Genomic DNA, 14,555 nt, shown 5'->3' with positions numbered 1-14,555 from the left:
CGCGGCAGTTTTCTGTCAAAAAGCCCGTTGCTGACGCAGATTCATCTAAAAGCGATTTTCAAAACGGAACGCTTATGGTTCCGTGCGGCACAGATATGCTTCCGACCCGTTGCGGTCCTTCGCCTCCTCGAATTCGGCGCCTGCAAGCGGTCGTTCGCAAGGTACTTTCAGTCTAGCCAGTAGCCACTCCCCAGAACCCCATCAGTGATGGGTGCCGTCGGTCACGAAGGACGTTAGACATCGCCCTGTAGCACGGTGTGCGAAGTACAAACAGCTATTGCGCTCGCGGCGATGTACCCTTTGGCTAGGCGCTGGCAGCCCTTCCGCAGGCCATCGATGGCTACAGGGTGCACAATGGCATTTCAACGATCGCGCCCATAACCCGCTCATGGGCCTCCGCGCGACCCACAGAGACCTTCCATGTCGTCACCAAGCTATGACACCTGACATTAATCCGCCATTTGATGGCGACTACGAAATCGCTCCAGATGCCGTCGATGACGAAGACACGGGAGGGGCGGATTTCAACGTCCAGCCGTGGAATCCGTCGAAGATCCGGATCACGACGAAGAACTTCACCCTTAGGGAAGTCGTCGATCAAATCCGGATGAACGAAATAGACCTGTCCCCCGACTTCCAACGCGAATACGTCTGGAAGCGTCGCCAGCGGACCCGTCTCATCGAGTCCATCTTGCTCGGGATCCCATTGCCCGCGTTCTACTTCAATCAAGAGGAAGATGCCACTTACCAAGTCGTCGACGGGGTGCAGCGCCTGTCGACGATCTCTCTATTCATGGCCGATGGTCACGAACTCAGCGCCGCCGATCTCGAGTACCTCAAGGATCTCGATGGCCTCAAATATGGGCAGCTCGATCAAGCTTCGATGCGACGCTTCCGGAGCGCGCAGATCGTCGTCCACATCATCGAACCGCAGACACCCGATGAGGTTAAGTACGACATCTTCAGTAGAGTAAACACTCTGGGCAGCCCCCTCTCCACCCAGGAGATTCGCCACGCGATGAGCCGCAAGCGGTCGCGTCAATTCCTGCTGGAGTTGTCCGAGCTTCCGTCATTCGATGAGGCGACTGTGCGGAATTTCTTTCGCAAGGACCCTGAAGACCCATCGCGTTGGGTGCGCGACACCGGCCGGATGATGAACCGGGAGCTGGCACTTCGATTTTGTGCCTTCCTGGATTTCGACCAAGAAGTCTACCGACAGTTCTCGAGCCTTGATGCCTATCTCGCCGACTTCACGAAGCGTATCGACGGCCGGCCAGCAAGCGGCCCAAGCTTTGCCGACAGCCAGCTCGTCGATATGCATAACAAATTCGACCTCGCCATGGAGAACGCGATTCGTGTCCTAGGCAAATACGCATTCCGACGCAATCCCGCCTACGCAAGTAAACGCGGACCGATCAATCGAGCGGTCTTTGAAGCACAGGCGACTTCACTGGCGAAATTCCCACGAGCCTTGATCGCTCAACACCAGGCCAAGGTCCGGGAGAAGCTCTTAGATCTTTTCGACGAAGAAGATTACGTTCGTTGCATCACGGTCGGAACAGGCGACTGGCGCCGCGTTTCACTCCGGCTTCGTCGCACGCATGAGGCGATTGTCGAGGCGCTCTCATGATCGATCATCTGTAACCGGTCACTGTCCGGCGTTCTTGCGAACTGATTGCAGGTACCAAAGAATGCGCCCTGATCAACAAACAGGACGGGGTCGGATATGGAAGAGACGCAGAGCGTGCTCAGGCGTGCAGTGTTGAGTGAACAGACTTGGGCTGAGGTACTGGATCGTTTTGACCGCGCTGGATTGACGATAGATGAATTTTGCAGCCGCGAAGGCATCAGTCGCAGCAGCCTTGCTCGCCGACGCACGCTTAGGAATAAACAGAGGGGAATCGCGTCCCCGCTGCGAACGAACAAGGTAGCCCCCACCACCGTGCCGAAGGCGGCGTTCGTTGATCTGGGCGACCTTGCTGGAGTGCACGGCAGCGGCAATGGAGCCATGGAGTTACGCATCGAACTCGGCTCGGGCATGAGTTTGCATCTGGTACGCCGGTAATGTTCTTTCCCGAGGGCCGCATTCGCGTGTTCCTGTATGGCCAAGCTGCCGATATGCGCCAGTCCTACGACGGCTTGTACGCTCTGGCACGCCAGGGGTTTGAAGTGGATGTGCTGGCCGGACACATGTTTGTTTTCATCAACCGGCGGCAAACACAGATGAAGGTGCTGTACTTTGACCGCAGCGGCTGGTGCCTGTGGTGCAAGCGTTTGGAGAGCGGCAAGTTCTCCCGTAAAGGCGTTCAAGGCGGCAGTGGCGAGATCGACTGCACGGCGCTCAAACTGATGCTCGAAGGCATCGAAGTGCGCCGACGCCACAAACGCTACCAACACCCTGCGCGGAGGTGACGATGTGCCCATTTTCAATCCGGAGAAGCACTCTTTTGCTTTGTCCCTAAAGGCCGCAAGATAAGGCCCATGTCGATGCCCAATACCAGCACTCCCACATTTACCGTCGAAACGGTCATGGGGCTGTCGCCGCAGAGCATCGCGCAGACACTGCAAGCACAGGCCGCCAGCATCAGCGCGCTGGAGCAGCAGCTCGAATGGTTCAAACGCCAACTCTTTGGCAAGAAGAGCGAGCGCTTTGCACCCTTGCCCGATGCGCAGCAAATGCACCTGGGGCAACTCCTGGGCGACCTCCCTGCCACTGATGCGCCCGAAGCCGACTCCGACTCCAACACCATCCCTGCACACCAGCGACGCAAACCCCGCAGCAACTTTGCCGACGAGGGCACGCCCGCATCGTTCTTTGACGAAACCAAGGTGCCCGTGCACACCATCGAGCTGGCCAACCCCGAGACCAAAGACCTCTCGCCCGATCAGTACGAGGTTGTCAGCCAGAAGGTCAGCCACCGCTTGGCACAGCGCCCCGGTGCCTATGTGGTGCTGAAGTATGTGCGCTCTGTCATCAAGCGCCACGACACGCAAACCCTGCACTGTGCGGGCGCGCCAACAGGCATCATTGAGGGCAGCCGCGCTGACGTGAGCTTGCTCGCAGGCGTTGTTGTTGACAAGTTTGCCTGGCACATTCCGCTGTACCGGCAGCACCAGCGCCTGAGCCAAGCGGGCTTCAAACTCAGCCGGGCGTGGCTGACGCAACTGGCGCAAAAGACCATTTCCCTGCTGGAGCCGATTTACGACACGCAGCTCGAGTCGATCCGCAACAGCCGGGTCAAGGCAATGGACGAGACCCCCATCAAGGCCGGGCGCAGTGGGCCCGGCAAGATGAAGGCGGCCTACTTCTGGCCTGTGTACGGCGAACTCGATGAGGTGTGCTTTGCCTATTTCGAGTCGCGCCGCCACGAGCACGTACAGCAGGCATTGGGGCTGCCAGGGGCCACAGATGCCGTGTTGCTCACTGACGGCTATGAGGCCTATGCACGTTACGCTGCCAAGACCGGCATTACGCATGCCCAATGCTGGGCGCACTGCAGGCGTGGCTTCTTTGAAGCTCTAGGGGCCGAGCCACAGGCCGCTGGCCAGGCGCTGCAGCAAATTGGCGAGATTTACGCCCAGGAAGAAGCCATTCGTGAACGTGACCTCTACGGGGATGCCAAACGAGAGCACCGTCTAAGCCACAGCAAACCGCTGGTGCAGAACTTCTTTGAATGGGTGGATTTGCAGTTCGAGCGGCAAGGCTTCCTGCCCAGCAATCCGTTGACCAAGGCATTGGCCTATGCACGCGAGCGCCGCGCGCAACTGCAGGTGTTTCTGGGCGATGCGGATGTGGCCATGGATACGAACCATCTGGAACGCGCCTTGCGCGCGATACCAATGGGCAGGCGCAATTGGTTATTCTGCTGGACGGAGGTGGGCGCCAAGCGCGCGGGCATCATGCAGAGCCTGATCGTGACATGCCGTTTACATGACATTGACCCCTACACCTACCTGGTTGATGTCTTGCAACGCGTAGGCCACCACCCCGCCTCCAGAGTTTCAGAACTGACGCCTCGTCAATGGAAGCAGCACTTCGCCGAGAATCCATTGCGTTCACCATTACACGGTTTGGTAACGTAGGCAATAACGCCGGACAGTGACCGGTTACGATACAAGAGGTCCTTGAGGACGCCAGCAACGAGTTGCCAACGGTGGCGCGTTTAGCACTTGACCGTGCGAATTCACACTACACAGAACTTGACAAGGAAATAGCCTGGTGCGACGAACGGATCTGCGCCCACGTCAAGAGTGATGAGCAGGCAAAGAAGGCCGCCCAATTGCTTGGGATAGGTCCGCTGACGGCATCCGCACTGGTATCGACGGTGGGCGATTTCGCCCAGTTCCACAGTGCCAGGCAATTCGGGGCCTGGCTTGGCCTGGCGCCGAGTCAGAATTCAACGGGAGGCAAAGCCAAGCTTGGTGGCATCACCAAACGTGGCGACACCTACTTGCGTACCCTGCTCATTCAGGGGGCGAAGTCCGCCGTCATGAGTGCAGGCAAACGTAGCGACCGCATTAGCAAGTGGCTGCTGCAACTCAAGGAGCGCATTGGCTGGCAAAAAACGGTCGTAGCGCTGGCCAACAAAAATGCCAGAATACTTTGGAGCGTGCTGACAAGGGGAACAACGTTCGACCCTGATCACGTCCCAACCTATCCGGGTGCAGTGTCAGTTGCCTAGGCACAGTCAGATCGCGCAACCAAAATATTGATTTTTTGCCAACAGACGTGCGCTCGAAGATGCTCACCACAGGTCAGACCGGCAGCAGATGAACTCGACATTCCCTCAGTGGCAGGCTGTGCCTGATCACGCTTTTCGAATGGAGTCCTGCTGAGCGGTTCGTATCTGGGGCCTCGGTGAAACCCACCGAAACAAGCCCGCCTGTAGATGTGCAGTCTGTCCTTGCTTGGTATCTCTCCCGAGCAAACGTCAACTGGTCAGATTTCAAATGTGGGAATGCGAAAAGGTAGAAAAAAATCCGCTCTTGCTTTAACTGGAAGTCCCTGTAGAGGGGATGGGCGTATTTAGCCAATTGCGCGAATTGCTCACGGGCCTGATGAGCAAAGTGGCACAGCAAGACCAGCACATCGCGAAACTGGACCAGGCATCAAGCAGCGATGCCAAGGAACTGGTGTACCGTCAGACCAAGATTGATCTGCTCACACATGAGATGGCAGTGCTCAAACGCCACCGGTTTGGTCGCAGCAGCGAGCAAGTCGACAGTACCCAAGTCAGCCTGCTGGAAGAGGCCTTTGACGAAGACCTGGCCGCCGTTGAGCAGGAACTCAAGAACCTCACATCACCCAAGGCGGACACCGAGCCACCCAAGAAGCCCAAGCGTGCAGCCCTGCCAGCCAACCTGCCGCGCGTGGACGTCCACCACGAACCCGACTCCACCACCTGCCAGTGCGGCTGCCAACGCAAGCGCATTGGCGAGGATGTGTCCGAGAAGCTGGACTACACACCCGGCGTGTTCACGGTAGAGCGCCATGTGCGCGGCAAATGGGCCTGCGCCAGTTGCGAGACCTTGATCCAAGCACCAGTTCCCCCACAAGTCATCGACAAGGGCATCCCTACAGCAGGATTGCTGGCCCAGGTATTGGTGGCCAAGTATGCGGACCATCTGCCCCTGTACCGCCAGGAGAAGATCTTTGGTCGTGCGGGTCTGGAGATAGCACGCTCCACATTGGGTGCGTGGGTTGGCATGTGCGGCGTGCAGTTGCAGCCATTGGTAGATGCGCTCAAGCAAGCGGTACTGAGCCACGCGATCCTGCATGCGGATGAAACGCCGATCCCGATGCTCAAGCCGGGCAACAAGAAGACGCATCGTGCTTACCTCTGGGCCTATGCACCGGGCGCCTTCGAGTCCACGCGGGCTGTGGTGTACGACTTCTGTGAGTCCCGTGCCGGCGAGCATGCCCGAGCATTCCTGGGCAAGTCCGATGCTGACGGTGGCTGGAGTGGCACGCTGGTTTGCGATGACTACGCGGCTTACAAGGCGCTGTTTACCAAGGGCATCACGGAGTCCGGCTGCATGGCCCATGCCCGCAGAAAGCTGTTTGAACTGCATGCCAATCACAGCAGCCTGATTGCTGCTGAGGGCCTTAAATTCTTTGAACTACTGTATGACGTGGAGCGCGATGCAAAGGCGCTCAGCGCCGAGGAGCGCAAGAAGATTCGACAGGACAGGGCCAAACCGGTTGCCGATGCACTGCATCAGTGGCTGTTATTGCAACGAAGCAAGGTCCCCAATGGCTCTGCGACGGCAAAAGCACTGGATTACAGCCTCAAACGCTGGGTGGTGCTGACGCACTGTAACCGGTCACTGTCCGGCGTTCTTGCGAACTGATTGCAGGTACCAAAGAATGCGCCCTGATCAACAAACAGGACGGGGTCGGATATGGAAGAGACGCAGAGCGTGCTCAGGCGTGCAGTGTTGAGTGAACAGACTTGGGCTGAGGTACTGGATCGTTTTGACCGCGCTGGATTGACGATAGATGAATTTTGCAGCCGCGAAGGCATCAGTCGCAGCAGCCTTGCTCGCCGACGCACGCTTAGGAATAAACAGAGGGGAATCGCGTCCCCGCTGCGAACGAACAAGGTAGCCCCCACCACCGTGCCGAAGGCGGCGTTCGTTGATCTGGGCGACCTTGCTGGAGTGCACGGCAGCGGCAATGGAGCCATGGAGTTACGCATCGAACTCGGCTCGGGCATGAGTTTGCATCTGGTACGCCGGTAATGTTCTTTCCCGAGGGCCGCATTCGCGTGTTCCTGTATGGCCAAGCTGCCGATATGCGCCAGTCCTACGACGGCTTGTACGCTCTGGCACGCCAGGGGTTTGAAGTGGATGTGCTGGCCGGACACATGTTTGTTTTCATCAACCGGCGGCAAACACAGATGAAGGTGCTGTACTTTGACCGCAGCGGCTGGTGCCTGTGGTGCAAGCGTTTGGAGAGCGGCAAGTTCTCCCGTAAAGGCGTTCAAGGCGGCAGTGGCGAGATCGACTGCACGGCGCTCAAACTGATGCTCGAAGGCATCGAAGTGCGCCGACGCCACAAACGCTACCAACACCCTGCGCGGAGGTGACGATGTGCCCATTTTCAATCCGGAGAAGCACTCTTTTGCTTTGTCCCTAAAGGCCGCAAGATAAGGCCCATGTCGATGCCCAATACCAGCACTCCCACATTTACCGTCGAAACGGTCATGGGGCTGTCGCCGCAGAGCATCGCGCAGACACTGCAAGCACAGGCCGCCAGCATCAGCGCGCTGGAGCAGCAGCTCGAATGGTTCAAACGCCAACTCTTTGGCAAGAAGAGCGAGCGCTTTGCACCCTTGCCCGATGCGCAGCAAATGCACCTGGGGCAACTCCTGGGCGACCTCCCTGCCACTGATGCGCCCGAAGCCGACTCCGACTCCAACACCATCCCTGCACACCAGCGACGCAAACCCCGCAGCAACTTTGCCGACGAGGGCACGCCCGCATCGTTCTTTGACGAAACCAAGGTGCCCGTGCACACCATCGAGCTGGCCAACCCCGAGACCAAAGACCTCTCGCCCGATCAGTACGAGGTTGTCAGCCAGAAGGTCAGCCACCGCTTGGCACAGCGCCCCGGTGCCTATGTGGTGCTGAAGTATGTGCGCTCTGTCATCAAGCGCCACGACACGCAAACCCTGCACTGTGCGGGCGCGCCAACAGGCATCATTGAGGGCAGCCGCGCTGACGTGAGCTTGCTCGCAGGCGTTGTTGTTGACAAGTTTGCCTGGCACATTCCGCTGTACCGGCAGCACCAGCGCCTGAGCCAAGCGGGCTTCAAACTCAGCCGGGCGTGGCTGACGCAACTGGCGCAAAAGACCATTTCCCTGCTGGAGCCGATTTACGACACGCAGCTCGAGTCGATCCGCAACAGCCGGGTCAAGGCAATGGACGAGACCCCCATCAAGGCCGGGCGCAGTGGGCCCGGCAAGATGAAGGCGGCCTACTTCTGGCCTGTGTACGGCGAACTCGATGAGGTGTGCTTTGCCTATTTCGAGTCGCGCCGCCACGAGCACGTACAGCAGGCATTGGGGCTGCCAGGGGCCACAGATGCCGTGTTGCTCACTGACGGCTATGAGGCCTATGCACGTTACGCTGCCAAGACCGGCATTACGCATGCCCAATGCTGGGCGCACTGCAGGCGTGGCTTCTTTGAAGCTCTAGGGGCCGAGCCACAGGCCGCTGGCCAGGCGCTGCAGCAAATTGGCGAGATTTACGCCCAGGAAGAAGCCATTCGTGAACGTGACCTCTACGGGGATGCCAAACGAGAGCACCGTCTAAGCCACAGCAAACCGCTGGTGCAGAACTTCTTTGAATGGGTGGATTTGCAGTTCGAGCGGCAAGGCTTCCTGCCCAGCAATCCGTTGACCAAGGCATTGGCCTATGCACGCGAGCGCCGCGCGCAACTGCAGGTGTTTCTGGGCGATGCGGATGTGGCCATGGATACGAACCATCTGGAACGCGCCTTGCGCGCGATACCAATGGGCAGGCGCAATTGGTTATTCTGCTGGACGGAGGTGGGCGCCAAGCGCGCGGGCATCATGCAGAGCCTGATCGTGACATGCCGTTTACATGACATTGACCCCTACACCTACCTGGTTGATGTCTTGCAACGCGTAGGCCACCACCCCGCCTCCAGAGTTTCAGAACTGACGCCTCGTCAATGGAAGCAGCACTTCGCCGAGAATCCATTGCGTTCACCATTACACGGTTTGGTAACGTAGGCAATAACGCCGGACAGTGACCGGTTACTCCCGAACGACATTTATTCTTTGGGTGGCTACTCCAGTTCAAAGAGTGCCCTATTAGTGATTGCAGGACATGCGCAGTATGGACGCGCCCCCACTCCAAAAGAACTCGCAAATTTAGAGGCCGAATTGACGCGCTCAGTACACAAACCGGGACCTGCTTGGTGCACAGAGCAACAGACGCTTAACGTACGCAAAAGACTAGATACGCGCATCCCGATTTTGCGGCAACTCAAGCTATTCCAAGAATCCGCCAAACTGACGTTCTAGATCCTCCATCTGCACGCGGATCTGCTGACAATGATAAACACTCAAGGTTAATTAATCCGACGAGTCAACTACAGCGTCACGCTGCTGAACTTGGTGTTGCACGCATCCGCCGCTTTTTGCCGAGCTCGAATTGGAGGCGTTTCGCTTGAGCGGTGGCTAGAGAATACGACGAAAGCTGGCGATTGTCGAAGTCGTTCGTACACTCTAAAAATGTCTGGACGAATCAATGAAATCTTACGTGTACCAAGTTCGGCATTCACTCGACGGCGACTAGGATAAATGCCTTGGGCGCACATACGCTGAATAACAGCTCGCAGGAAATCATGATCCTCCTTGTACTGCAGTTCAAGCCTGCGACTCTCACAAGCGCGTTTTTTATGCACGATGCTTCTGCTGTGCTTGGGAAACCAATACTTGAGTGCATGCCGAGATAGTCCAACCTGATCAGCAATCGCAGCCAAGCCCCGGTGATCGGTGGTGTCCGCCGAAATCACTTCCAACTGCTTCTGAATTCGCTCCCTCTGCCGATAACCCAGTAACGGTCTGCATTCGCGCGAACTCAAAGATGAAAACACCGCCCTCGTCCGCGTGACATGATCAACGGCACCAGGCAGGAATATGCAAGCGGGCATCAGCCCGATCCCGTGACACAACCGCAGCAGCACCGAGAGCGAGGGCCGCTCATCCTTGTTGACCCATCCATTGAGCGCGTAGATTTGCAGGCCTATGTCTTCACACAACCGTTTGCGGTTGCCCATCGTGAACCGGTCCACGATGGCATCGATATTGCTGCGCAGATGAACTAGGCTTCCGGCTGTCCAGAGCAAATCCAATCTGCTGACCAGGTCAACCAACGCTGTGGCACACCACTTTTCGAACTCCGATGCAACGGGCTCTTCCATGTGGAACCCTTCAGGCAAGGGTACCAACATAGATTCACCACAAGAGCCGCAATGCAACAAGCTGGGATAGCATGGAATGTAGGACTGTGTGTGTCCACAGGCGGGGCAATGCTCCTGCATAACCGTGTGGTGGATATGGCAGACCCGGTAGTACTCAAACGACCACACCAACGGGAAATGCGGTCGCTGCAATGCCCTTGCCTGATCACAAAGGCAGTGTGGACACCACCTTGGACTCTTCGCAGTCAGTCCTTCCCCATTGCGTGGCAGAAACTGAGATAACCCCAGCATGGTCATCTGATTGACCTCATGCGGCAAAACAGGGCCAAGCAGTTCCACCATCATCCGGGCATAGGCGCCAAGACCGTTAACGGTTCCGCAATCCCGTTCAAAGAACGTTGAGCCGCGCCAGATGTCGTCATATTGCTCGGAGCCTGCAAGCAAATTCTTCAACATCGCCCGTGGCCCCACACAATGCGCCTGGGCCAGTCCGACTACCCACGAAAGCAGTCCTTCTGGCGCATCGAGGCTGCCCTCCATCTTGATCGGATAGAGGGCAGCCGATAGGCTGGGTTTGAAGTCCCCAGCGAACGGATCCACCGTGCTACTTGTCATCTCCGCCTCCCACCGGGTCACGGCTGGACTTCCGTTCACCGATGCGGCGACGTCCAAAGCCAGCTTTGCCTCCATTCGGTGATTTGGGGCGCGGTTTGTTGACAAAAATCGCGCCGCCTTTATCCATATCCGGTGGAAGTGAACCGGCATTGAGTACCTGCTCGACCTCTGCAGAAGTCACGTCCAGGAGCAGGTGCTCACCCATGCGGGCTTCCTTCGCGATCTCCAAAGCAACAACATTGTGGAGAACGAACTGTAGGATGAAGGCCTCCGTCATCTTCTCGCCAGTCCGCAGCGCATGCTGAAACGCCAAAAGCAGTACCCGTTTCATGGAGCCGATGCAACCCACCGTGCTGATGTAGAGACGCATGACCCATTCATCACTGATCTTGTCCAGGCGCTGCAAGGTCGGCATGTGTGCCAGAAGATCGACCAGCACCGACCGGAACTGCCCGTATTCCGCCGGATCATTGCGGTCGTATCGCCGGAAGTGCACCGTATGCTGGCGTCGCAGCCAGTTGTTCCGTGCACAGGATGAGCGGATAAGTTGGTAACCACCAATGAGCACAAACCGCGCATTGGTCTGGGCCGCCAGGTCCATGAGAATTTGCTGGCTGCGGTTGCAGCCTGCAGGATCTGATTCTGGGAACAGGCGGTCAGCATGGTTTATCAGCACCACTTTCGTATGGCGATGCTCCAGCATGTTGGCCGTGGCATGAACTAGCGTATCTATGCCTTTCTGCAAAGGATCTGCACGTGGAATCGGATGAGTCAACATGAATTGACTCGGCGGCACATAGACCTTCCGGTCGATCAGAATGTCACCGCCACGGTGAAGTATCTCCGTCGTCAAACGCTTCCAGTAGTCCTTGTCGATGCGATCTCCCGTATTCGGAGCCTCCAGCCCAATGGCACCGACCCAGGGTAGCGCACGACCGTTCTCATCCAGAGTCGGCGCCATGTCATTGAAGTTGCGATACAGCTTCCTACCAAGCTCGGTAGTACCAACCCCAGTGGGGCCGATGATGGGCACGATCTCGCCCTTGCTGCTGAACTCAATGCAATCGAGGGCCAGCTTGTAGGCTTGCGTCAGGTGTGGATGGCCGAGCTTTTTCTGATGGAAGTACGCCAGCTTTTCTTCGGAACTTGCGTTCAACAGGTGCTGGGGAAATTTGGGATCAATGTGCTGCATGATCAGAAGTCCTCGTATGTTTCTTGCGCGATGTGCGAAAAGGTGCTCTCCGCCGTTGCCAGGCTTTGCACCGACTGTTGTTCGATGGCCAAGGTGTCGCCGGTGTAGGCTGGAGCCGTCCCGAGCAGACCGACGCCTTCGTCGACTGCGCGCATCTCCCGGTCGCGTGCCTGCTGCATTTCCAGGCGCAGAGCGGCCTCGCGGCCCCGTACCGTTTGCAGATAGGCACCCAGCGCAAGAGCCCGCTCCTTTTCTCGAATGCCTGTACGGGCATTGATCGCATTGATCTCCTGAGAAATGACCTCGACTTCCTTCTCAGTGCGTCCGGCAAGTTCGTGGGTATGCAGGCTGCGAGCCTCGATCCAACCTGAGCGGCCCATCACAAAGGCCCGGGACAGGTCGAACGGGTCGTAGCGAACAGGCAGGTTTTGATCCACGTATTCGACCAAGCTATCGGCAAAGTAGTCCACCCGGTTGGCCTTGAAAGAACCATCGCGCTGCACCTTGGACGTGCCTTTGTCGGTAGTGGGCATGGTGGCGATCAGAAAATTGCGGTCATAGGCGGTGAGCGTGTGAGCCCTTGCCCCCGACTGCAGCAAACCGATTTCCATCGCCTTTGCCGGACTGATGCCCAGCGCGGGATGCTCTACCGCGTGGTAGTACTCAGTCAGAAAGCCCTCGAAGGCCTCGCGGAACGCGCGCAGGTTCCACACCGCCAACTCGCGTGGATCGTGGGTTTTTGACATGCGACGTGGACTCTGCAGGGCTTTGTTATTGCCACATAGAGCGTGGATGAATGCTGTGTTCTGCAAGCCGAAGAAGCGTTCGATGATGCTGCCGAAGCGGGGATGGCTGGCTGGACGCATGCGCTTATGGGCCCCCATGTAGGCCAGAAGTTGCTCAAAGTAAGTTCCCTTGAACTCCGCGCCCTGGTCGACCACAATCGTTGTCGGAATCCGCCCGTGTCGACGAACACAATCACGGATCACCAGCATGCAGGAGCGTTTGCTGGGGGGATCAAACGTTATCACCCACGCGAGGATTTTTCGGGTGAAGGCATCAATCATGACGGTCAGGCAGGCCTTGCCCATAGGCGTACTCGTGCCCTCCGTGACGAACTGAAGATCTAGGACTGTGTGATCAATGTGCCCAATCTCGAAGGGGCGCGTCCCGTGCTTAGGCGTCTCTCGATCCAAGCTGATGAAAGGAAGCTCCAGGTCGTAACCTGCTTTCTCCCCCTCCCGGGCCTTCTTCACTTCCTCTGGGGATTTGAGCAGTTTGATTTCGGCGAGAAAGGTTTTGTAACTTGGAGCAGTAAGTCCATCCTTGTTGCAGGCATTGCAGACCAGTGCCCAGCAAACAAACAGACTGGGCGCTGACGCGGTCATGACCTCATCCTCAATGAAGCGATGCATGACCGCCAGCGTCGGTCCACTCAGTTTGCGATTGCGATTGCCACGCTTGCGAACGGTGGGGATCAAGCCCACAAATTCATTGCCGTACTCGATGCATCCTTTCCGGGCCATTGCCTTCCATTTGCGCACGGCCCTTTTGCAGCATGTGTGAGTTTCATTTGGTGGGCACAACTGCGGATGGATGCAGTAGTACCGATGCATTGCAGACTTGATATCCTCGGCAGAGGCCAGACGCATGACCTCAGCTGCTGCAACCGCACGGGGATTGACCATGGTACGGGTGCCAACGATGACGCCGCCTCGCACCATTCGCTCAAAGTCTGTCAACGGCAGGTTTTGCAGCGCGCCTCCTGACATGCGCAGGAAGATTTCGGTATCCCCGACATTGACTACTTCACAGGCGCCACCATCCCACAGTAGCGCCTCGCCAGGCACAGGCTGTACCTGATGAATTTCTGTGTCAGGTTTCGCCAACATCGCCGGCAACCAGAGTTCACTGGAATCCATCAACGCACGTGTCGCATAGACACGCACACGATGCGGCTCTTTCATCAAGGGGAAGGATTGCATGACGACATGCAGTTCTTCATCCGCAATCATCTTAAAGATCGTGTCGGCGCTCAGACCTTGCTCATTGGCCAAGAGGTCGCGCAACCAGCACCACCCCCCAGACCCCATGAACTCACGAACCCGCGCCAGCTCCGCCTTGCTCGGTATCGGACAGTCTTCGCGGTAGTAATCAGACAAGTCCGCGATGTTCTGGATAGTGATGGGGTCAGACTCGGCCGACGAACGGACAGCGAAACCCAAGCCGACGCTTTGCGCGTACCGTTCCGCTGACGGACAACGCCAGCGCCCCTCTGAATCTCGGACGTAATGGGGCGACGGACGATCCAGCTGATTCTTCAGCCAGTCTTCGGCCTTACATTCCACCCAGCCGATGAAATCATCTGCGAGCACAAAGAAGTCCGGCGTGTAGAGGTGGGAGGTCGTTTTGCCGTTGTCCCGAAGATGAATCTTCTTGATCGCCGGTGGCTGGTCATAGAACTCGTAGGTGGTCTTGTCGTGATCCCAGTGGTAGATGGCCGCTAGCTCCGTTCTTGCTGCCTCGGCCTTAATGACGCAGCCCATTTTTCGGCTGGCGTAATGGGTCACGATGTTGTGCGTACCACTGCGCACGATCCGCGAGGGGGGACTTTCCCGCACCCGGCGGATGGTGGCGATGGCAAAGTCGCTCAGTTTGCGTTCACGGCACAGTTCGGCCAATTCACTTTCGTTCAGCATTTCAGACTCCTGAAAATGCCGATCGGGCAAGCATCAACAATTCACAAAACAACAGGCAATAGTTGTCCCCAGCCCACTTGACGTGGAGCTTTTG

The 14,555-nt window shown here is 57.5% G+C and carries 10 protein-coding genes and 2 pseudogenes; 9 read left to right on the top strand and 3 right to left on the bottom strand.

Annotated features, from left to right (window positions below):
• The first annotated feature begins 436 nt into the window (after positions 1 to 436).
• The 9 genes and pseudogenes from RAE19_RS07955 to tnpC (RAE19_RS07915) all read left to right on the top strand — a co-directional run bounded on the left by RAE19_RS07955 (position 437) and on the right by tnpC (RAE19_RS07915) (position 8,759).
• The gene (locus RAE19_RS07955; protein WP_313874377.1) at positions 437 to 1,630 is read left to right on the top strand and encodes a DUF262 domain-containing protein; all 1,194 of its coding nucleotides are present in this window, start codon (positions 437 to 439) and stop codon (positions 1,628 to 1,630) included.
• Positions 1,631 to 1,726: 96 nt separating this feature from the next.
• Positions 1,727 to 2,065: a hypothetical protein gene (locus tag RAE19_RS07950; RefSeq protein ID WP_313873005.1), complete on the top strand. Its 339-nt coding sequence runs from the start codon at positions 1,727 to 1,729 to the stop codon at positions 2,063 to 2,065.
• Entirely contained in the window at positions 2,065 to 2,412 is a 348-nt protein-coding gene (gene tnpB, locus RAE19_RS07945) for an IS66 family insertion sequence element accessory protein TnpB (RefSeq protein ID WP_313873004.1), read from the top strand. The genes RAE19_RS07950 and tnpB (RAE19_RS07945) overlap by 1 nt, the downstream gene beginning before the upstream one ends.
• Positions 2,413 to 2,481: 69 nt before the next feature.
• A complete protein-coding gene (gene tnpC, locus RAE19_RS07940) occupies positions 2,482 to 4,083 on the top strand; it encodes an IS66 family transposase (RefSeq protein ID WP_313872998.1) in 1,602 nt (533 codons plus the stop codon).
• Between the two features lie 29 nt (positions 4,084 to 4,112).
• Positions 4,113 to 4,682, top strand: a pseudogene (locus RAE19_RS07935) (IS110 family transposase); the annotation flags it as partial.
• A gap of 334 nt (positions 4,683 to 5,016) precedes the next feature.
• Positions 5,017 to 6,312 (top strand): annotated as a pseudogene (gene tnpC, locus RAE19_RS07930) (IS66 family transposase); the annotation flags it as partial.
• 90 nt (positions 6,313 to 6,402) lie between these two features.
• Positions 6,403 to 6,741 (top strand): hypothetical protein, encoded by a 339-nt coding sequence (locus RAE19_RS07925; RefSeq protein WP_313873005.1) that lies wholly within the window; start codon positions 6,403 to 6,405, stop codon positions 6,739 to 6,741.
• Positions 6,741 to 7,088 carry an IS66 family insertion sequence element accessory protein TnpB gene (gene tnpB / locus RAE19_RS07920; RefSeq protein ID WP_313873004.1) on the top strand — a complete coding sequence of 116 codons (348 nt, stop codon included), beginning with the start codon at positions 6,741 to 6,743 and terminating at the stop codon, positions 7,086 to 7,088. The genes RAE19_RS07925 and tnpB (RAE19_RS07920) overlap by 1 nt, the downstream gene beginning before the upstream one ends.
• Positions 7,089 to 7,157: 69 nt before the next feature.
• Entirely contained in the window at positions 7,158 to 8,759 is a 1,602-nt protein-coding gene (gene tnpC, locus RAE19_RS07915; RefSeq protein ID WP_313872998.1) for an IS66 family transposase, read from the top strand.
• A gap of 362 nt (positions 8,760 to 9,121) precedes the next feature.
• Here the strand turns inward: tnpC (RAE19_RS07915) and RAE19_RS07910 are convergent, their stop codons facing one another.
• The 3 genes from RAE19_RS07910 to RAE19_RS07900 are packed head-to-tail and all read right to left on the bottom strand — an operon-like array spanning position 9,122 to position 14,461.
• Positions 9,122 to 10,570 (bottom strand): TniQ family protein, encoded by a 1,449-nt coding sequence (locus RAE19_RS07910; protein ID WP_313874376.1) that lies wholly within the window; start codon positions 10,568 to 10,570, stop codon positions 9,122 to 9,124.
• Positions 10,560 to 11,762: a hypothetical protein gene (locus RAE19_RS07905; RefSeq protein WP_313874375.1), complete on the bottom strand. Its 1,203-nt coding sequence runs from the start codon at positions 11,760 to 11,762 to the stop codon at positions 10,560 to 10,562. The genes RAE19_RS07910 and RAE19_RS07905 overlap by 11 nt, the downstream gene beginning before the upstream one ends.
• Before the next feature lie 2 nt (positions 11,763 to 11,764).
• Entirely contained in the window at positions 11,765 to 14,461 is a 2,697-nt protein-coding gene (locus RAE19_RS07900) for a DDE-type integrase/transposase/recombinase (RefSeq protein WP_313874374.1), read from the bottom strand.
• Positions 14,462 to 14,555 lie beyond the last annotated feature (94 nt).

Source organism: Rhodoferax potami (assembly GCF_032193805.1).
In the GTDB taxonomy this organism is placed as follows: Bacteria; Pseudomonadota; Gammaproteobacteria; order Burkholderiales; family Burkholderiaceae_C; genus Allorhodoferax; species Allorhodoferax potami_A.
The sequence above is the reverse complement of the archived record's forward strand: the minus strand, read 5'-3'. Positions and strand labels throughout refer to the sequence as shown.